General features: G+C 38.3%; 12 protein-coding genes. 2 read left to right on the forward strand and 10 right to left on the reverse strand.

Annotated features, from left to right (window positions below; genetic code table 11):
* Positions 1–47 precede the first annotated feature (47 nt).
* Both L1275_RS02880 and L1275_RS02885 read left to right on the forward strand, forming a co-directional pair.
* Positions 48–794, forward strand: a complete 747-nt coding sequence (locus tag L1275_RS02880) for an ABC transporter permease (RefSeq protein WP_253469479.1) — start codon at positions 48–50, stop codon at positions 792–794.
* Positions 791–1,567 carry an ABC transporter ATP-binding protein gene (locus tag L1275_RS02885; RefSeq protein ID WP_253469482.1) on the forward strand — a complete coding sequence of 259 codons (777 nt, stop codon included), beginning with the start codon at positions 791–793 and terminating at the stop codon, positions 1,565–1,567. Before L1275_RS02880 ends, L1275_RS02885 begins: the two co-directional genes overlap by 4 nt.
* A gap of 316 nt (positions 1,568–1,883) precedes the next feature.
* Here the strand turns inward: L1275_RS02885 and L1275_RS02890 are convergent, their stop codons facing one another.
* From L1275_RS02890 to rpoC, 10 genes are all read right to left on the reverse strand, one after another.
* The gene (locus L1275_RS02890) at positions 1,884–2,963 is read right to left on the reverse strand and encodes a mannose-1-phosphate guanylyltransferase (RefSeq protein WP_253469485.1); all 1,080 of its coding nucleotides are present in this window, start codon (positions 2,961–2,963) and stop codon (positions 1,884–1,886) included.
* Positions 2,964–2,967: 4 nt separating this feature from the next.
* A complete protein-coding gene (locus L1275_RS02895; protein ID WP_253469488.1) occupies positions 2,968–3,588 on the reverse strand; it encodes a SprT-like domain-containing protein in 621 nt (206 codons plus the stop codon).
* A gap of 12 nt (positions 3,589–3,600) precedes the next feature.
* On the reverse strand, positions 3,601–4,278 hold the full coding sequence (locus L1275_RS02900) for an SDR family oxidoreductase (RefSeq protein WP_253469491.1): 678 nt from the start codon (positions 4,276–4,278) through the stop codon (positions 3,601–3,603).
* 5 nt (positions 4,279–4,283) lie between these two features.
* Positions 4,284–5,219, reverse strand: a complete 936-nt coding sequence (locus tag L1275_RS02905) for a M20/M25/M40 family metallo-hydrolase (protein WP_253469494.1) — start codon at positions 5,217–5,219, stop codon at positions 4,284–4,286.
* Between the two features lie 77 nt (positions 5,220–5,296).
* Positions 5,297–6,943, reverse strand: coding sequence for a pyruvate dehydrogenase complex dihydrolipoamide acetyltransferase (locus L1275_RS02910; RefSeq protein ID WP_253469497.1), 1,647 nt, complete (start codon positions 6,941–6,943; stop codon positions 5,297–5,299).
* A gap of 5 nt (positions 6,944–6,948) precedes the next feature.
* A complete protein-coding gene (gene pdhA, locus L1275_RS02915) occupies positions 6,949–7,947 on the reverse strand; it encodes a pyruvate dehydrogenase (acetyl-transferring) E1 component subunit alpha (RefSeq protein ID WP_253469500.1) in 999 nt (332 codons plus the stop codon).
* A 311-nt stretch (positions 7,948–8,258) separates the two neighbouring features.
* Positions 8,259–9,650 (reverse strand): nucleotide sugar dehydrogenase, encoded by a 1,392-nt coding sequence (locus L1275_RS02920; protein WP_253470022.1) that lies wholly within the window; start codon positions 9,648–9,650, stop codon positions 8,259–8,261.
* A gap of 325 nt (positions 9,651–9,975) precedes the next feature.
* Positions 9,976–14,820, reverse strand: a complete 4,845-nt coding sequence (locus L1275_RS02925) for a T9SS type A sorting domain-containing protein (protein WP_253469503.1) — start codon at positions 14,818–14,820, stop codon at positions 9,976–9,978.
* A gap of 519 nt (positions 14,821–15,339) precedes the next feature.
* A complete protein-coding gene (locus L1275_RS02930) occupies positions 15,340–15,648 on the reverse strand; it encodes a DUF3467 domain-containing protein (protein WP_253469506.1) in 309 nt (102 codons plus the stop codon).
* 4 nt (positions 15,649–15,652) lie between these two features.
* Complete coding sequence (gene rpoC, locus L1275_RS02935; RefSeq protein WP_253469509.1) at positions 15,653–19,948, reverse strand: DNA-directed RNA polymerase subunit beta'; 4,296 nt, start codon at positions 19,946–19,948, stop codon at positions 15,653–15,655.
* Positions 19,949–19,982 lie beyond the last annotated feature (34 nt).

A 19,982-nucleotide genomic window follows, 5' to 3' on the forward strand; every position in this document is an offset into this window, starting at 1 on the left:
ACAGAAACTCAATTGTAATTGGTAATTTAGCCATTATTTTTAAATCTATGATTCGACAGATATTAACTCAAATAGGGAAATACTTCATTATGCTAAAAGATATTTTTAGCAGACCGACTAAATGGAGTGTTATGCGCGAATTAATCTTTAAGGAAATCGATGAGTTAATCATCGGCTCTTTGGGAATCGTCGCTTTTCTTTCCTTCTTTGTCGGTGGTGTAGTAGCCATACAAACCGCCCTTAACTTAACCAATCCGCTAATCCCCAAATACCTTATCGGTTTCGCAACTCGACAATCGGTAATTTTGGAATTTGCGCCTACTTTTATATCCATCATCATGGCTGGTAAAATGGGATCTTTTATCACTTCAACAATTGGAACCATGCGAGTTACCGAGCAAATTGATGCTCTGGAGGTTATGGGAATCAATTCCTTAAACTATTTGGTGTTTCCTAAATTGGTTGCCTTATCACTCTACCCTTTTGTAATTGGTATCAGTATGTTTTTAGGTGTATTAGGAGGATGGGTTGCTGGTGTTGCCGGAGGTTTTGTTAGCTCTGAAGAGTTTATTACCGGATTACAAGATGAATTTATTCCTTTTCATATCGTTTACGCTTTTATTAAAACCGCTCTTTTTGGATTCTTATTAGGAACTATTCCTTCCTTTTACGGTTATTATATGAGTGGTGGAGCCTTAGAAGTTGGTAAAGCGAGTACGACTGCCTTTGTATGGACTAGTGTGGCAATCATTCTTACCAACTATGTATTAACACAATTACTTTTAAGCAAATGATAGAAGTTCAAGATATTGAAAAATCCTTCGACGGACAAAAAGTTTTAAAGGGAATTAGTACTACTTTTGAAACTGGAAAAACCAATCTTATCATTGGCCAAAGTGGATCAGGTAAGACCGTTTTACTTAAGACCCTTTTGGGAGTTCATATTCCAGATACCGGAAAAATCATTTTTGATGGACGGGTATACTCAGATCTCAGCAAAGATGACAAACGAACGCTTAGAACCGAAATCGGTATGGTTTTCCAGGGAAGTGCTCTATTTGATTCGATGACTGTTGAGGAAAACATCGCTTTTCCATTGCGTATGTTTACGACCAAGACCACTAAAGAGATCATGATGCGTGCCAATGAAGTTATCGATCGCGTTAACTTAGAAGGTGCTAATAAAAAATTGCCCTCTGAAATTTCTGGAGGTATGCAGAAACGAGTTGCCATTGCTAGGGCTATTGTAAATAATCCGAAATATTTATTTTGTGACGAACCCAACTCGGGCTTAGATCCAAAAACGGCTATCGTTATTGACAACTTGATCCAAGAGATTACACACGAATATCAAATCACTACAGTCATCAATACCCACGATATGAATTCCGTTTTGGAAATTGGCGAAAATATCGTATTTTTAAAGGATGGTGTATTGGCATGGACAGGTACACACAAAGAAATTCTACGCACTGAAAACGAAGACATCATCGACTTTGTCTACTCTTCTGAGCTATTTAAAGAGATCCGAAGAGTCAGTTTGCAGATGGAACCTAATAAAAAGTAAAATATATCGCCCTAATTATAAATTAATTATGTATTTTTAGGCCTGTTAGTTATAATTCTTAAAATAGTTTAAGAGAGAGTACCTTCTAAGGGTACTCTTTTTTATTTATTAGCTATTGATAAACATTTTTGGATACCCAAACACCTTAACTGCACGCAACCCCTCGTTATTTAATGTGTTTTAAACAACTTTTGAGGCGTAGGCAAAAAGAGGTCGGCATCACGATCATCTGCGCTTAAACCCCATTAGAAACAACTGTTCCCTATAGATGACACCACAAACAAGAAACGAACCGTTAATTCAGTTCGTTTCTTAGTTAATCTTTTGTTTTTGGAAAAAGTTGTTCTGTTTTGGACAGTATTTTCTTAATGTCTTGTTCCTTCTTTTTGGGATAAATCAACAGCACATCTTTTTCGTCTACAACAATATAATCATGTAGTCCGTCGATCACCACGAGTTTATCCGTTTCGGTACGAACAATATTATTGGTAGCATGATCCATTACCGCTCGAGCATTAATGATAGCATTATCACCTGCATCCTTAGGCAGTTTTTCATAAAGGGATCCCCAGGTACCCAAATCATTCCAATCAAATGTTGCTGGCAATACAAATACGTTAGACGCGTTTTCCATAATTGCATAATCGATCGAAATATTCTCAGCCTTGGAATAGTTCTCTAAGATAAAATGCTCTTCTTGATCGGTATTGTAGTAAGCTTCTCCACGCTCAAAAAGTGACATCATATCCGGTTGGAATTTACTAAACGCTTCTAAAATAGCTGAAACGCTCCAAATAAAAATTCCAGAGTTCCATAGAAAATGTCTGCTTTGAATAAATTTTCGCGCGGTAACATAATCGGGTTTTTCTCTAAATTGCACCACCTTTTTGACCTGGCTCGAATCCAATTTATCAAATTCGATATAACCATAGCCCGTGTTTGGGAACGTCGGTAAAATACCTAAAGTCATCAATACATTTTCGCGTTCGCAAATATCAAAAGTTCTTTGCAGATTGGCCACGAATTGCACTTCATCTTCAATCCAGTGATCACTAGGTGCAACAAGCATTACTGCATTGGGATTTTTGGCTTTAATCTTCATGGCTGCATATAAGATACAGGGTGCAGTATTGCGCATATCCGGTTCCAAAATCACTTGATTTTGGTCTACAAACGGCAATTGCTCCATGACAATATCTTTATATGATTTATTGGTCAAAATCAAAATATTCTCTACGGGAATCAGTTGAGATAACCTCGAGAACGTTTTTTGAATTAACGTTTCTCCAGTACCTAACATGTCGTGAAATTGCTTGGGAAACTCCGGAGTACTCACCGGCCAAAACCGAGATCCTACTCCACCTGCCATCACTACAGCATAATAATTACTGCTCATAAATTTATCTTTTTTTAAGTACATAATCCGAAAGTAATTCTACTTCCGCATTGGGTTTAAATGTATACATTCTACCCGAACTCACCTCCAAACATTCAAAGCGTTTAACACGCAAAGGACCTCTTTTAAAGATTTTACCGTTTGAAATCCTAAAATGACTCCCCAACGGCACTTCATAAATAAAAAACACCTCTGCTCTATTGGTATCAAATTGTTTTAGCGCAATCGATAAAGCCGCGTCGGTATCACTACTAGCCGCGGGATTTCTGAAATGCCTAGCTAACAAAGGCAACATCTGACTGGGATAAACCGCTGGATGAATAAAAGGCACCATCAAACGCTGGAAGGTTTTTTTCCATTCGATTCCGTGAGGTTTAATATTACGACCGTATTGCTCAATAGCCACCAAATGCGCAATCTCATGAATCAAGGTCATTAGAAATCGGTATTTATTCAAATTGGCATTAATCGTAATCTGATGTCGCCCATCCATACCTCTGCGATAATCTCCGTGTCTGGTTGTGCGCTCTTTAACAATTTTCAAATGAACTTGATGCGTCTGAATTAATTTGAAAGCTGGTAATAAGGCATTTTCCGGTAAATAAGGTGCTAATACCTCTTCCACTTGTTGTACCCTTTATGGAGTTGTACTCGATGCTTGAAGTACTTTTCCGTTAAAATATTTATTTCCATTTTGTGAGAAATCCACAATATACTCTGCCATTTCAAAAGGCTCAACAGGTGCTAAATACCCTGGAAAAGCTTCGTCTAACATTTCGGTCTGAACCGCCCCCAAAGCAATTACATTAAAGGAAATGCCCAATTCCTTATATTCCTCCGCCAATAATTCCGACAAGGTAATTACAGCTCCTTTACTCGAACTATAGGCAGCCAAGCCCGGAAACTTCATACTGCCCTGAACACCACCCATACTACTGATGGTCACCACATGACTTCCGTTGTTTAAATAAGGCAGACAAATTTGAATAATAGAAGCTACAGCAAAAACATTCACTTTATACACATATTCAAATTCTTCAGCGGTGATGTCTTCAAAAGATTTATTGATAATCGCCCCAGCGTTATTGATCAATATATCCACATGAGTCCACGATTTTTTAATATAATCATTGACGATTTCTAAATCAACAGCCTTGGTTATATCCGCTGACAAACAATGAATATTAGCCTTTCCTGTTAAGGCAACCGGTATGTTTCTAGAAATTGCCAAGACCTGATGTCCTTGAGCAGCAAACTGCAAGGCCATTTCCAATCCAATTCCTCTACTGGTACCTGTTATAATTACATTTTTCATTCCTTTTAATTTAGTTTTATTTCTCGTGAATCACTATTCACTAGTTGTTCAACAACTGGAATTATTTCATTAATAAATCCGCTTAAATGATTTAAATCTAACTGATCGACCTCATCTTTAACGTGATGATAATAGTTGTAATTTTCAAAATCAAATGAACTCAACGTATGAGCAGGTATTTGAAATTTTTGATAAAACGGATAGTTATCTGACTGCTTAAACAAATTATCTAAGGAGACATGCGGTCTACTTCCTATTAATTTTTTATTGGCAAACTGATTCATCTTATCCTGCATATTGGATAATTTAGCACCCGTCAAATATGCGATAAATTCACTATTCATCGGAACGCCCAACATTTCAAAATTCAACATGGCTACCACAGGAGCTTGTTCACTTTTTAGTTTTTCAGCAAAATGATACGCTCCTAAAAGTCCTTTTTCCTCTGCTGTAAAGAACACAAAAATCAAAGTCCTTTTGTTGGACTTTGCCTTTGCAAAATAGCGAATTAACTCCGTTACAACCGCAGTCCCCGAGGCATTGTCATTTGCTCCATTAGCAATGGTATCTATCTGCCCTATTTCTTTTACGATACCGATATGATCGTAATGCGCACCAATTATAAAATATTCTTTTTTGAGTTTTGCATCCCTTCCAGGAATCCAACCCACAATATTTGAAGTTGTACTTTCAAAATTGGACAAAGTATCTCTGTAGGAACTAAAATAGGGCTCCACTTGATTTAGAATTAAAAAATCTTCTAAATAGTCTGCTGCTTTGTCATTACCTAAAGTACCTGCTTCCCTCCCCTGCAACTGATCCGAAGCCAAGTAAGTCAAGGTTTTCACAAACTGCTCATCATGAACACTAGCATATTGACTTGTTTTAGGCGACGAACAACTCAGCATCCAAAGAGCTAAAATAACACAGAAATACTTCATTCTAAAAAAATATTTGGTAAAAACGCAAAAACCCGTTTGTATTCCAAAACGGGTTTTTGCACTTGTATTCTATTTTGTTATGCTAACATCGTTACTGGGTTTTCGATAAAACTGCGTAGTGTTTGTAAAAACTGAGCTCCTGTAGCACCATCAACTGTTCTATGGTCACAAGCCAAAGTAACTGTCATGGTATTTCCAACAACAATTTGACCGTTTTTAACTACTGGTTTTTCCACTATCGCTCCTACAGATAAAATAGCTGAATTGGGTTGATTGATGATTGAAGTAAATTCCTTTATTCCAAACATGCCCAAATTAGACACAGTAAAAGTACTTCCATCCATTTCTGAAGGTTGTAGTTTTTTAGATTTCGCTTTACCAGCCAAATCTCTAACTGCTGATCCAATTTGAGTTAAACTCAACTGATCTGTAAACGGCAATACCGGTACTACCAATCCATCTTCTACGGCAACAGCAACACCAATATTCACATGGTGATTAATTATTGTAACATCTTCTTTCCATTGAGAATTTACTTGAGGATGTTTTTTAAGAGCCATTGCACAGGCTTTAACTACCATATCATTAAACGAAACTTTAGTATCTGGCAAAGCATTGATAACACCGCGAGATGTTATAGCGTCATCCATATCAATTTCTATAGTTAAGTAATAATGTGGTGCCGTGAATTTAGATTCTCCTAAACGACGAGCGATGGTTTTTCTCATCGAAGAGTTTTTAATCTCTTCTCTGTCTATCTCACCTGCTGCTACAAATGCTTTGACAGGACTCGCTGATTTGGCATCAGGAGTTGCTGCTGCTGGTTTGGCAACGGCTGTAAAATTCTCTATATCTTTTTTAACAATTCTACCGCTCTCTCCTGAACCTTTTACATCTTGAAGTGAAATTCCTTTATCCTTAGCAATTTTTCTAGCTAAAGGCGAAGCAAATACCCTTCCTTCTTGTTGGTTTGAGACTTCGGTTGAACTCGTTACTGTTGTTTCTTTTTTGTTTTCTACAACAGCGTCTTTAGCTTGGGTTTGTTCTGTATCGGCTGTAGTTACTTCCGTTGCAGTTGCACCACTCGCAAGAGCGGCTTCCACATCGGTTCCTTCTGGTCCGATAATTGCCAAAACGCTATCAACTGGAGCAGATTCTCCTTCTTGAATTCCTACATACAATAAAGTACCCGACTGGAATGATTCAAATTCCATCGTTGCTTTATCGGTTTCAATTTCTGCGAGTATGTCGCCTTCTTCCACCTTATCACCGACCTTTTTAATCCAAGTTGCTACGGTCCCATCTGTCATGGTATCGCTTAAACGAGGCATGGTAACTATGGTAACGCCTTTCGGTAAACTTGTAGTTTTTGCTGGAGCAGCTTCTTTTTCGATTGGTTTTGTTTCCGCTTGATTTGCTGCTGCTTTCACTTCTTCTTTAACTTCAGCAGCAGTCCCACCTTTGATTAAAGCCGAGATATCTTCTCCTTCATTTCCAATAATGGCCAAAAGGGAGTCAACTGGAGCTGATTCGCCTTCTTGAAGTCCGATATACAATAAAGTACCCGAATAGAACGATTCAAATTCCATGGTTGCTTTATCGGTTTCAATTTCCGCTAGAATGTCTCCTTCCGAAATTTTATCACCAACTTTCTTTAACCACGTTGCTACAACACCATCGGTCATGGTATCGCTCAAACGCGGCATTGTAATTACTTCTGCCATATCAATTATAGTTTATGAGGTAAAAAAGGATAATTCTCTTGTTCGTAAACAACGTCATACATCACATTTTTATCTGGGTAAGGAGAATCTTCTGCGAATTTTTCACATTCGGCAACTAAATCTTTAACTCTTTGATCAATTACTTCGATTTCTGAAGTCGTTGCGTAGTTGTTCTCCAATATAATATCCAACACTTGAGTAATTGGATCTATTTTTTTGTACTCTTCTACTTCTTCTTTAGATCGGTAATTTTGCGCATCAGACATGGAATGTCCTCTGTATCGGTATGTTTTCATCTCCAAAAAGGTTGGTCCATCACCACGACGAGCTCTTTCAATAGCTTCATACATGGCTTCAGCCACTTTAATTGGATTCATACCGTCAACAGGTCCACATGGCATTTCATAACCCAAACCTAGTTTCCAAATATCGGTATGGTTTGCCGTACGCTCTACAGACGTTCCCATAGCATAACCGTTGTTTTCAACAATAAAAACAACCGGTAATTTCCATAGCATCGCCATATTAAAAGCCTCGTGCAAAGAACCTTGTCGTGCGGCACCATCCCCAAAGTAGGTCATGGTAACTCCACCCGTATTAAAATATTTATCAGCAAAAGCCAATCCAGCACCTACAGGAATTTGCGCTCCTACAATACCGTGACCTCCATAGAAATTATGTTCTTTAGAAAAGATATGCATCGATCCTCCCAAACCTTGGGAAGTTCCTGTAGCCTTACCTAACAATTCTGCCATAATACGCTTAGGATCTACTCCTAAACCGATCGGTTGAACGTGGTTTCTATAAGCCGTAATCATCTTATCTTTTGATGGATTCATAGCGTGCAAAGCTCCCGCTAATACCGCTTCTTGCCCATTATATAAATGTAAAAAACCTCTTACTTTTTGTTGAATGTATAAAGCCGCTAGTTTGTCTTCAAACTTTCTCCAAAACAGCATGTCTTCATACCACTTTAGATAAACTTCTTTTGTAATTTCTTTCATATATAAATAATGTTTTTTTTCAACGGTCTTATGTTAGTGATGCAGCTTCGTCAGTGTTTGTTTTACAACAAACCAGTTATTAATAGTTTTCCTATCTTCAATCTTAATCTCGCAAAATGTACCACCTTTGATACCGATTCTATGTATTCACAATTTCCGTGAAGTAGCAAAAATAGTATATCCCTTTTAGATGAGAAAATTTATTTGGATGATTTTATGATTCTCTGAAATATGTTGTGTTCTTTCCATCGAAATAAGCTCCTTTTTTAAAGGATATTATGTTTCTAAATGCCACCTCATTGGATTCGACTTTATCGCCCAATGGCACCATATATAAAACCGATTTTTTCTAATTTTCCTTTATCCAAAACATTTCGCCCATCAAATATAAAAGCAGGCTTCTGCATTTGATTGTAAATCTTTTCCCAATCATAGGAATTGAATTCCTCCCATTCAGTTAATACTGCGATAGCATGAACGTTTTCACAGGCTTGATAAGGTGTTGAATGTACTTGAACAAATCGTTGATTTTCGTCCTCTGAACGGGTATTCAAATAGTTGAGATCGGAATACATTTGCTGATCCGATACTTTCGGATCATAAACTTGGATTAACGCCTGTTCATTCAACAGATAGTCTGCTATATAAATAGCCGCAGATTCTCTACTGTCGTTGGTATTCTTTTTAAAAGCCCATCCCAAGAAGGCAATCTTCTTATCCGAAACCGTATTGTATAAGGTTTTTACAATTCGATGAGCAAAGCGTTCGCGTTGATGATTATTCATGATAATCACTTGTTCCCAATAATCCGCAACTTCGTTTAAACCATAGCTTTTAGCAATATACACCAGATTTAATATGTCTTTTTGAAAGCAAGATCCTCCGAAGCCAACTGATGCCTTTAAAAATTCAGATCCAATTCGGCTATCCATTCCAATGGCTTTTGCCACTTCAGTAACATCAGCTCCGGTTTTCTCACAAAGTTCCGATATAGCATTAATCGATGACACCCTTTGTGCTAAAAAAGCGTTGGCCGTTAATTTTGACAGTTCAGAAGACCACACGTTGGTAGTTAGGATTTTGTCAGCGGGAACCCATCTGGAGTATATATCGACCAAGGCTTGAACTGCTTCTTCGCCTTTTGCCGTTTCTTCGCCACCAATCAATACACGATCGGGGAAGAAAAGGTCCTCAACGGCTGTACCTTCAGCTAAAAATTCGGGATTGGATAAAATTTGAAACTGTACCGAGTTTCCCGTATTATCTAAGATATTCTTTAAAGCTGTAGCCGTACGTACGGGTAAAGTCGATTTTTCAACAACAATCTTATCCGTGGTAGCAACTCTTGCAATCTGCCTCGCACAGAGTTCTATGTATTTTAAGTCCGAAGCCATTCCCTTACCTAGACCATAAGTCTTCGTCGGAGTGTTGACAGAAATAAAAATCATATCCGCATTTTCAATGGCAGCATCCACATCGGTTGAAAAAAACAAATTTCTACCTCGAGCTTCCCGAACGACCTCACTTAATCCCGGCTCATAAATAGGCAACTGATTTAGATCTTCACTATTCCATGCCGCAATTCGCGCTTCATTAACATCGACTACGGTAATTTTGATGTCTGGGCATTTTTGAGCAATAACCGACATCGTTGGTCCGCCAACATAACCCGCACCAATACAACATATATTCTGAATCTTCATCTCTAGGTATTCCATTAATTTGTACTAGCAAATATAACAAACTCTGATTGCTTCTGCTTGTTTTTATCTCGATAAAAGCTGGTAATTCCGATTTGTATCCGTTAAAACGCCCCTAATTATACCAACGAATTTATAGCTAACATCTATAAGCCTTTCTCCAACATACATCATCACAACGCTAACCTATAAACAAAACACCTCCTAACTCTTGAACATGAGTAGGAGGCGCTTTATCAAAACTCCAAAAAACACAGCAGTGAAGCTTTTTAATTCTATCGCTTTCTGCTATACAATCCCTGAAAAACGGGAATGATATTCAGAGAATTTATTTCTTAATAATTTTGAAAGACTGTGAGTCCTTCGTTGTATAAACCTTAATAATATAGGTTGCTTGAGCCAAATAGCTCATATCTACAGAAGCCTCGTTATCAGAATTATAGGCCGTAAACAACAACTGTCCATTCAAAGAATAAACTTCTACTTTAGTCAAAACCTCTTTGTAAGAGACCCTCAATATATCAGCTACCGGATTGGGGTAATAATGCAATTGCATTACATCAAAACTATCGATACCCAATGTTATCTCTACTGTCACCGCCAATGCATCGCCCCAACATAGATTTGTATTGAAGAGTACTCCATAATAAACATGACCATCAACTAAAGGAACAGTAGCATCTAGTCGGTCTTTATTCTCTTGTGCATTTGCTAGTGATGCGAACCAAATCACATCGGCCTGATCTGTAGTTAAATCCGCGACTGTAGCGCTATTTACAAACTTCTGCAAATCGCTTCCAGTCGGTGCTAATGGTTTATCATGGACGGTTATTTGTACTGCTGTTCTTGGAGATTCACAATCCAATATAACCTGACTCACATAATACAAGCCGGTTTGTACTACAAGGGTATCACTTAAAGCAGAGCCTCCAGTTTGATCGCGATACCATTTTGCAATTTTATCACCCGGTACATCTACGTGCAATTGCGATACAGTGGTAGTGCCGCAGAATTGTTGCGCATTGACTTGTGGCGCAGTAGCATTATCGATAATGGTAACCAATACACTGAGTCTAGGTGACTCACAATCTCCTACTTTCTGAGTAACGTAATACTGTCCTGTTTGCAATACTTGGTTTGCTGGTAAGGCTGTACCTCCTTGTGCAGAAGAATACCAAATCGCGGTAGCATTAGCATCAACGATTACTTCCAAATCAGCAATCTGAGCAGCTGTATTACAAAATCTTTGATTGACTGCCAAAGGCTCAGTTACCTCAGGGAAAACTGAAATCGCAACGGCGAGGCGAGGCGACTCGCATCCCAATAGGCTTTGACTTACATAATATGTTTTGGTAGTCAAGGACACCGTTGAATCCAATGCTACAGTACTATCCAGATCCAAATACCAATGGGCAACGGCGTCAGGCACAAGTTGTGGTGCTAAATCTGCTATAGTAGCGGAACCACATATCAGCACAGGAGCCATAATTGGTGTAGCAGGACTTTGACTTAGGACCACACTGATCTCAATACGTTCAGACTCACAATCACCGCTCTTCTGAGACACATAATAAGTCCCTGTTTGAAGTAATTGATTTGTAGCTAACCCGACTCCGCCTTGAGCCGATGCATACCAAATCGCGGTTGCACCAGGATCTGTACTTACAGTCAAATCCGAAACTCGCGCATCCATACTGCAGAAAGATTGGTCAGCCGCTACTGGTGCAGTGACTTCTGGATGAACGATCATGGCGACCGCAATTCGAGCCGACTCACATCCAGCTAGACGTTGACTTAAATAATATGTTCTACTAGTCATCAATTCAGTAGCATCTAAAGCATGGGTACTGTCCAGATCCAAATACCAATTTGCAACGGCATTAGGCAAAAGTTGTGGATCTAAATCTCCTACTGCGACTGTTCCGCATATAGGCACCGGATTGAAGGTTGGCGCAACTGGAACTGAATTAACTTCAATATCTACTGTGGTTCGCACCGACTCACAATTCTGGTTACTTTGCGAAAAGGAGTAAGTCCCCGTAGTCATTACAATATTTGTATTGATCAGATTATCAGCCGCGTCATACCACTGTAGGGTATTGCTCGGATCATATACCACCGCTATATCATTTAAAAAAGTCGTTCCACAATATACTTTTGAGGTATACTGCGGTGCAGCTGGTTGAGCGAGCAGACTTACTGTGAATTTTTTAGGAATTGATTCACAACCATCAACTGTTTGGGACACATAATAGTCTCCAGCTTCCAATAGATGAGTTTCTGGAACAGGCGTACTTCTGTCTGCCGATCTATACCATTTCAAATTTTGTCCTACAGCTACTAGTTCCGAAATGGGCGTTTGTTGACATACAGCCTGTGCTTCATCGATTTGCACCTGTGCAAGATCTAAGGCATTTACATTAAAAATTTTTGTTTTTTCACAAACATCCATGGTTATATTAGCCGTCACCCCAGTAACTCCTATCTGACCGGCTCTGTAATACACCTTTTTAGCATGGGTATCGGCTGGATAAGGAATCGTCGCGGATTGATCTAAAAATAAACTTCCTGCAGTAGCAGTCCATTTTACTTGGACTGGAAAAACCTGCTTGAATTTGATATTAAATCTGTTTCTAGATATTGCTTTATTAGTTCCATTAAACTCATAGACTACGCTATAAACATCTGTCTCGGTATAATTGGTCCTTGCACTGCTCGAAGAGTCCATACCATCATGTGCGATCTCGACGATTAAATTGGATAGGCCATCCCAATCATAATTGGTGTCAAAAAGAATTTCTTGCCAGCCGGAATCCGTATGGGTATATTTTTTCGGGGTAAATACCGTGGTAAAATCAGCACTTATAAAATCTACATAAATATATTTACTTAAATTAGTAGGTGCTATTTTTACGGTATAATTATCATTATCATTACTAGCTCCTGGGGTAGTTATATCAAAGGCTAACGAACCTAGTTGTCCTTTAGTAAGCCCCGAATTTCTAAGTTCTTCCGCGGTAAATAAAATTTGAACACGAGCAGAACGTCGATAATTGTTAAATGCTGACAAACTAGAATCGAAGTATGCAGGCGAATCCGCTCCTATTTGTTTAACGACAAAATCAGGGTCTACCACCTCTAGCGGTACTATTTCAGAAACACAGCCTGCAGGTTGATCCGAACTTGGAATATATGTCGGTTCAAAATCATTTATAATTAAAGTATATAATTCTATAATAGCTTGGCACTGTTGCCCGCTTGACTGCGAAGCAGTCAGTGTATATTTTTGATTGGCATAACTATCAAATATCCAACCATTTGTCGCATCTCCGCTTACGCCTACAGACGGGCTCCAAGAATACGTATCATAAGAATTACCACCTTCTTCTATGGTAACTGGCCCAGCTGTACCTGTACCTTCACAAAGTACCAGCGTAGTCGCGTTCAATTTTAAATCAGGAGCTGGCAATACTGGAACGGTAATTTCCTGCCTTGGAGAGACACAGCCCGTTTCAAATTGAAGATTGTAAAAATAAAAATAAAAGTATTGGACATTATCTCCCCTATAGGAGTCTGGAATACTCACCACACCGTTAGTTTCCTGATAGGGATATGAAATGACGACATCCTCATCATCATCATATAATAGTCGTAATCCCGAAGATGATTTGACCAACAAACGATAACCATTTCCAGTGCTAATCTCTGCGTCCAAAGGTATGGTTACCACACCATCTATATCATTAAAAGTAATAGTTAAATTTCCTGTCGAATAGATTTCTTGATCTAAGGAATTAACAATCTTAATATCCAAGGTACCTGAACTCGTTGGGTAAATATCCACACTTTTCAATATTATATCTTGTGCGGTATTAAACACTATACCATGATCGACCAGAGCACTGTGATAGATGGTCAGGTCAGGCTGGATTCGCCCCACTTGCGCTTCTATGCTATTTCCCGTTAATATAGACGCCCAAAAACGAGTTGTCTTGTTTATCATTGGTGAGTTTACCGTATCTCCTATACCGATAATATTCCCACCTATCTCGCGATCATACCACTGCACATCGGCATTAGCAACTCCTGCAATAAGTGTGGCGGAATTATGCCCGCAGACAGTCGAGGCAGATAAGGTCAAAACCGGAAAAACACAGCTTGTTCTAATTTTAGTACCCGTTGTCCATTCACTCATGCTCGTTGTGCTGCATTGATACCTCAAATACAGCATATACTTGGTTGAAGCCACTAAATTGTTAAAATCCTTCGTTAAGGCCGTAGTAGGCACTATTCCTGTCTGCACTAGCCCGACAGTTCCACTGCCTGGTAGACCACTGGTACGCAGTTCATATTCACAACCCACAGCTGCTAATAAATTGTTATCTAGCCAATTTACCGTAGCCGCAGTTGCCGTCACATTTTGAACAGTAATGGTATAAGGTTCCAAACAATCGGGAGTTTTTAACGCACTAACAGCAAAAATATTTAACACTGCTCCAGAATTGGCCGTTTTACTGATCACCACTTCTGATGCTTCCTTGTTATAGTTTACAACGTCAAGAGGAATTTCTACGCTAAATAATTTTGGATTACCAGAGGGGGTTTCAATATGGTCGTTAGTCACATTGATTCTCCCTACGCCAGAAACCACAATATCTGCAGAGCTTCCTCCAAACCAATCAGCAACTCTTAATCCAGTTACCATCTGAGAGGTTCCATCAGTAAAATTTACCGTGGCAGTAAAGACTGCTGGACTATTTCCTGCACTGCCTCCTGTGGTGAGTAAGTACATCTTCTTCATCTTTACCCGTGATGATAAAAACAGTGTATCTGACTGATACAACGAAGTTATTCGCAAAGAATTGTTTAAATCATAAGGTTGCATCTGAAAGTTTAATCCAGAAATATTAGCTGCAGTAATGAGACCATTGGTCGGCAATCCGACAGTTGCATCGGGGGAATTGGCATTTGCCTTAAAATCCCTACTGAGAAAACTGAAATTGTCAGTATCTACCCTATGGGTTGTTGAGGCAATCGAAGGACCTACACCATTGGCAATAACATCTGCGTTAAAACCAGAACTCAACTGTAAGGTGACATAATCTTGTGCTTGTCCATTCAAACAGACCAGCCAAAAAAATGCATTTAAAAATAAAAGAGTATTTTTTTTCATTGTATAAGTATTTTTAAGTTTACACTTCACTAGAAATAAAAATACTTTTTTTAGTCATAAAACAAATTAAAAACTATTTTTTAACATTATTAAGAAATTAATAATACAGAAATTAAATTTAAGTAAACAAATGACTTTTGTTAATAGATAACACAGTGCACAATAATAGAACATCCATGTGAAAAAACGCCTGATAACTACCTATTGCGACTATATATGCGATAAAACAAATACAGCACCTTCAGTAAATCAATAAAAACATACAAATCAAATAGTTATGAGTAAAAGATAAAATTGTCAATTTCAGCCTTGAAGTGTTAAATACTGAAAGATGAAAAATTACTCGAAAAAAAAAATCGCTATCCCAAATGGGGAGGCAGCCCGAATTTTGTGTTTGTACGATCATAAAGTACAAATTTTCCGGCGAGATCTATTTTTGGATAATTTATTGAATTAAAAATAAAAAGGCCGTTGCAAAATTAAATTTGCAACGGCCTTTTTCAAATTATACAACAGATTTTAAGCTTGACCTGTTGGTCCGAAATTAAGAGGAATAGGTACTTGTTCTACTTCTTTAATTTCTCCATTAGCCAATTCAAATCTATGAATATTATCTTCTAATGCTTTAAGTAATCTCTTAGCGTGTTGTGGAGTCAGGATAATTCTCGACTTCACTTTGGCTTTGGGAACACCCGGCATAACACTAATAAAATCTACTACAAATTCCGTGTTGGAATGATTGATAATCGCCAAGTTGGAATAAGTTCCCTCTGCGGTTTTTTCATCCAATTCAATATTGAATTGTCCTTGTTGTTGATTTGCATCCATGTTTTTAGAAATTTAAATCTTCTGCTTCGTTATTCAATTCTACATCATCCATAGAGCTAACTAAAATGGATTCGTATTCTCTCATACCCGTTCCTGCAGGAATTCTATGTCCTACGATAACGTTTTCTTTCAATCCAGTCAATCTATCGATCTTACCAGCTACAGCTGCTTCGTTTAACACTTTAGTAGTTTCCTGGAAGGAAGCTGCAGAAATAAACGATTTGGTCTGTAAAGAAGCTCTTGTGATCCCCTGAAGTATTGGCGTAGCCGTAGCAGGCATAACATCTCTTGCAACTACTAAGTTTTTATCTTCACGTCTCAATAAAGAGTTCTCATCACGTAATTCTCTGGTAGAAATAATCTGACCTTCTTTTAAGTTTACAGAATCTCCAGAGTCTTCAACCACTTTCATTCCGTACAATTTATCATTGTCAACAATAAAGTCACTAGCATGAGCCAATTGATCCTCTAAGAATAGGGTATCACCTGGATCTTGAATTCTAACTTTACGCATCATTTGACGAATAACTACCTCAAAGTGTTTGTCGTTGATTTTCACCCCTTGCAAACGGTATACTTCTTGAATTTCGTTAACCAAATACTGTTGAACAGCAGACGGTCCTTGAATTCTCAAGATATCATCAGGAGTAATTGCTCCATCAGAAAGTGCCATACCGGCTTTCACGAAGTCATTTTCTTGAACCAAGATTTGGTTAGAAAGTTTCACTAGGTATTTTTTAACATCACCTAATTTAGACTCCACAACAATCTCGCGGTTACCTCTTTTGATTTTACCAAACGATACCACTCCATCAATTTCAGACACTACCGCTGGATTCGAAGGATTACGAGCTTCTAACAACTCGGTAATTCTTGGTAAACCTCCTGTAATATCCCCTGCTTTAGAAGAGTGACGTGGTATTTTAACTAAAACTTTACCAGCTTTAATTTTTTCTCCGTTATTTACCATTAAGTGGGAACCTACTGGTAAGTTGTACGAACGAATCAATTCACCATCATTACCGTAAATCAATAATGTTGGGATTAATTTTTTATTTCTAGATTCCGAGATAACTTTTTCTTGGAAACCGGTTTGCTCATCGATTTCAACCATGAACGTTTGTCCTTGTTCGATATCTTCATAAGCAATTTTTCCAGTAAATTCAGAAACGATTACCCCATTATATGGATCCCATTTACAAACTGTCGTTCCCTCATCGGCAACTTGACCGTCTTTAACGAAAATAGTAGATCCGTAAGGAATATTATGCGTATTTAATACGATACCTGTATTTTCATCTACCAATTTCAACTCTGTTGAACGAGAGATAACAATATCAGCTACTTTACCGTCAGCATCTTCACTCTTAACCGTTCTCAAATCTTCCATGTCTAAACGACCTTTAAATTTGGTAACGATGCTTGAAGTTTCAGAAATATTACCTGCAGTACCCCCAACGTGGAAAGTTCTCAAGGTTAACTGTGTACCTGGCTCTCCAATAGACTGTGCAGCAACTACTCCGACAGCTTCACCTTTCTGAGTCATTCTACCTGTAGCTAAGTTACGTCCGTAACATCTAGCACAAATACCACTAGTAGCTTCACACGTCAATGGCGAACGAACCTCTACTCTTTCGATTGGAGATGCATTGATGATTTTAGCGTGAGCTTCCGTAATTTCATTACCTGCTTTAATAATTACTTCAGAAGTTAATGGATGAACCACATCTTCCAAAACAACACGACCTAAGATTCTTTCAGCCAAGGTTTCAACAACCTCTTCGTTTTTCTTAAGTGCAGACACTTCAATTCCTCTTAATGTACCACAGTCAACGGTATTTACAATAACGTCTTGGGCAACATCGTGAAGACGACGTGTTAAGTATCCAGCATCAGCCGTTTTCAAAGCCGTATCCGCAAGTCCTTTACGCGCACCGTGAGTAGAGATAAAGTATTCCAAAATTGACAAACCTTCTTTAAAGTTTGAAAGAATTGGGTTTTCAATAATCTCTCCACCACCTGCTGTAGATTTCTTAGGTTTAGCCATCAAACCACGCATACCTGTAAGCTGACGAATCTGTTCTTTAGATCCCCTAGCTCCTGAATCAAGCATCATGTATACTGAGTTGAACCCTTGTTTATCCTCACGGATATTTTTCATTGCCAACTCCGTTAATAAGGCATTCGTTGAAGTCCAAACATCAATTACTTGGTTGTAACGTTCGTTGTTTGTGATAAGACCCATGTTGTAGTTTACCGTAATAGCAGCTACTTGTTGGTTCGCATCATCAATCAATTCTTGTTTACGCTCCGGAATCATAATATCACCCAAACTGAATGATAAACCTCCCTTGAATGCGAAATTATACCCCATGGTCTTCATGTCATCCAAGAAGGCCGCTGTGGTTGGAACATCGGTTTGATTTAAGATTCTACCAATAATATCTCTAAGAGATTTTTTGGTCAATACCTCATTAATGAAACCAGCTTTTTCAGGAACTACTTCATTAAACAAAACTCTTCCTGCAGTAGTTTCGATGATTTGGTATACCAATTCACCTTCTGCATTAAAGTCTTTTGCACGAACTTTAACCGACGCGTTCAACGCCAATTTTCCTTCGTTTCTAGCGATATTTACTTCTTCTGCGGAATAGAAAATCATTCCTTCACCTGCAACCGGTTCTTCTGGAGTTGATCTACGGACCTTAGTCATGTAGTATAACCCCAAAACCATATCCTGAGATGGAACCGTAATAGGCGCTCCATTGGCAGGGTTTAATATATTATGAGAAGCCAACATTAACAACTGAGATTCCAAAATTGCTTCTGGACCTAGTGGTAAATGCACAGCCATCTGGTCACCATCGAAATCGGCATTAAAAGCCGTACATACCAACGGGTGAAGCTGAATTGCTTTTCCTTCGATAAGTTTAGGCTGGAATGCTTGAATTCCAAGTCTGTGAAGGGTTGGAGCACGGTTTAAAAGAACTGGATGTCCTTTGATCACGTTTTCCAAAATATCCCAAACTACTGGTTCTTTTTTGTCTATAATTTTCTTTGCAGATTTTACTGTTTTCACAATACCTCTTTCGATCAACTTACGAATCACAAACGGTTTGTATAGTTCAGCAGCCATATCTTTTGGCAATCCACATTCGAACAATTTCAATTCCGGTCCAACAACAATTACTGAACGAGCAGAATAATCCACACGTTTACCTAATAAGTTTTGACGGAAACGACCTTGCTTTCCTTTTAAGGAATCCGAAAGTGATTTCAAAGGACGGTTGGATTCCGTTTTAACAGCAGAAGATTTTCTGGTATTGTCAAAAAGTGAATCTACCGATTCTTGAAGCATACGTTTTTCATTACGTAAGATAACTTCTGGAGCTTTGATCTCCATTAAACGTTTTAAACGGTTGTTTCTGATGATTACACGACGGTAAAGATCATTCAAATCCGAAGTTGCAAAACGACCTCCATCTAGTGGCACTAAAGGACGAAGTTCTGGTGGAATAACAGGGATCACTTTAAGTATCATCCATTCTGGACGGTTTTCACGCGAATTGTTCGATTCACGGAAAGCTTCCACAACTTGAAGTCTCTTTAAAGCTTCTGTTTTTCTTTGTTTAGACGTTTCTGTATTAGCAGCATGACGCAAATCATAAGATAATTGATCTAAGTCAATACGAGCTAATAAGTCCATAATACATTCAGCTCCCATTTTGGCGATGAATTTATTTGGATCATTATCGTCTAAATATTGGTTTTCCATCGGAAGGGTATCTAAGATATTTAGATATTCTTCTTCAGTTAGGAAGTCCAGTCTTTTTAATGATTCTCCTTCAGCAGTTTTAGCGATACCCGCTTGAATCACTACATAACGCTCATAATAAATGATCATATCTAATTTCTTAGACGGAAGTCCAAGGATATAACCTATTTTATTTGGAAGCGAACGGAAATACCAGATATGCGCAATTGGAACAACCAAGTTAATGTGTCCAACTCTATCTCTACGTACTTTTTTCTCTGTAACTTCTACCCCACAACGGTCACAAACGATTCCTTTATAACGGATTCTTTTGTATTTACCACAAGCACATTCAAAATCTTTAACAGGACCGAAGATACGTTCACAGAAAAGACCATCACGTTCCGGTTTGTGTGTACGGTAATTTATGGTTTCAGGTTTTAAAACTTCACCCCTAGACTCTGCAAGTATAGACTCTGGAGAGGCCAGACCAATTGAGATTTTATTGAACCTTTTTACGGTATTTTTCTCTTTATTTTTATTCATGGTAAACTTACTTGTTAAAGTGTATTGTAAAAAA

The organism is Flavobacterium sp. HSC-61S13 (assembly GCF_024171535.1).
GTDB lineage: Bacteria > Bacteroidota > Bacteroidia > Flavobacteriales > Flavobacteriaceae > Flavobacterium.

Coding starts and splice junctions, on each gene's coding strand:
- L1275_RS02910 (WP_253469497.1), bottom strand. CDS start 6,943: ATGGCAGAAGTAATTACAATGCCGCGTTTGAGCGATACCATGACCGAT.
- L1275_RS02920 (WP_253470022.1), bottom strand. CDS start 9,650: ATGAAGATTCAGAATATATGTTGTATTGGTGCGGGTTATGTTGGCGGA.
- pdhA (WP_253469500.1), bottom strand. CDS start 7,947: ATGAAAGAAATTACAAAAGAAGTTTATCTAAAGTGGTATGAAGACATG.
- L1275_RS02880 (WP_253469479.1), top strand. CDS start 48: ATGATTCGACAGATATTAACTCAAATAGGGAAATACTTCATTATGCTA.
- L1275_RS02900 (WP_253469491.1), bottom strand. CDS start 4,278: ATGAAAAATGTAATTATAACAGGTACCAGTAGAGGAATTGGATTGGAA.
- rpoC (WP_253469509.1), bottom strand. CDS start 19,948: ATGAATAAAAATAAAGAGAAAAATACCGTAAAAAGGTTCAATAAAATC.
- L1275_RS02905 (WP_253469494.1), bottom strand. CDS start 5,219: ATGAAGTATTTCTGTGTTATTTTAGCTCTTTGGATGCTGAGTTGTTCG.
- L1275_RS02885 (WP_253469482.1), top strand. CDS start 791: ATGATAGAAGTTCAAGATATTGAAAAATCCTTCGACGGACAAAAAGTT.
- L1275_RS02890 (WP_253469485.1), bottom strand. CDS start 2,963: ATGAGCAGTAATTATTATGCTGTAGTGATGGCAGGTGGAGTAGGATCT.
- L1275_RS02930 (WP_253469506.1), bottom strand. CDS start 15,648: ATGGATGCAAATCAACAACAAGGACAATTCAATATTGAATTGGATGAA.
- L1275_RS02925 (WP_253469503.1), bottom strand. CDS start 14,820: ATGAAAAAAAATACTCTTTTATTTTTAAATGCATTTTTTTGGCTGGTC.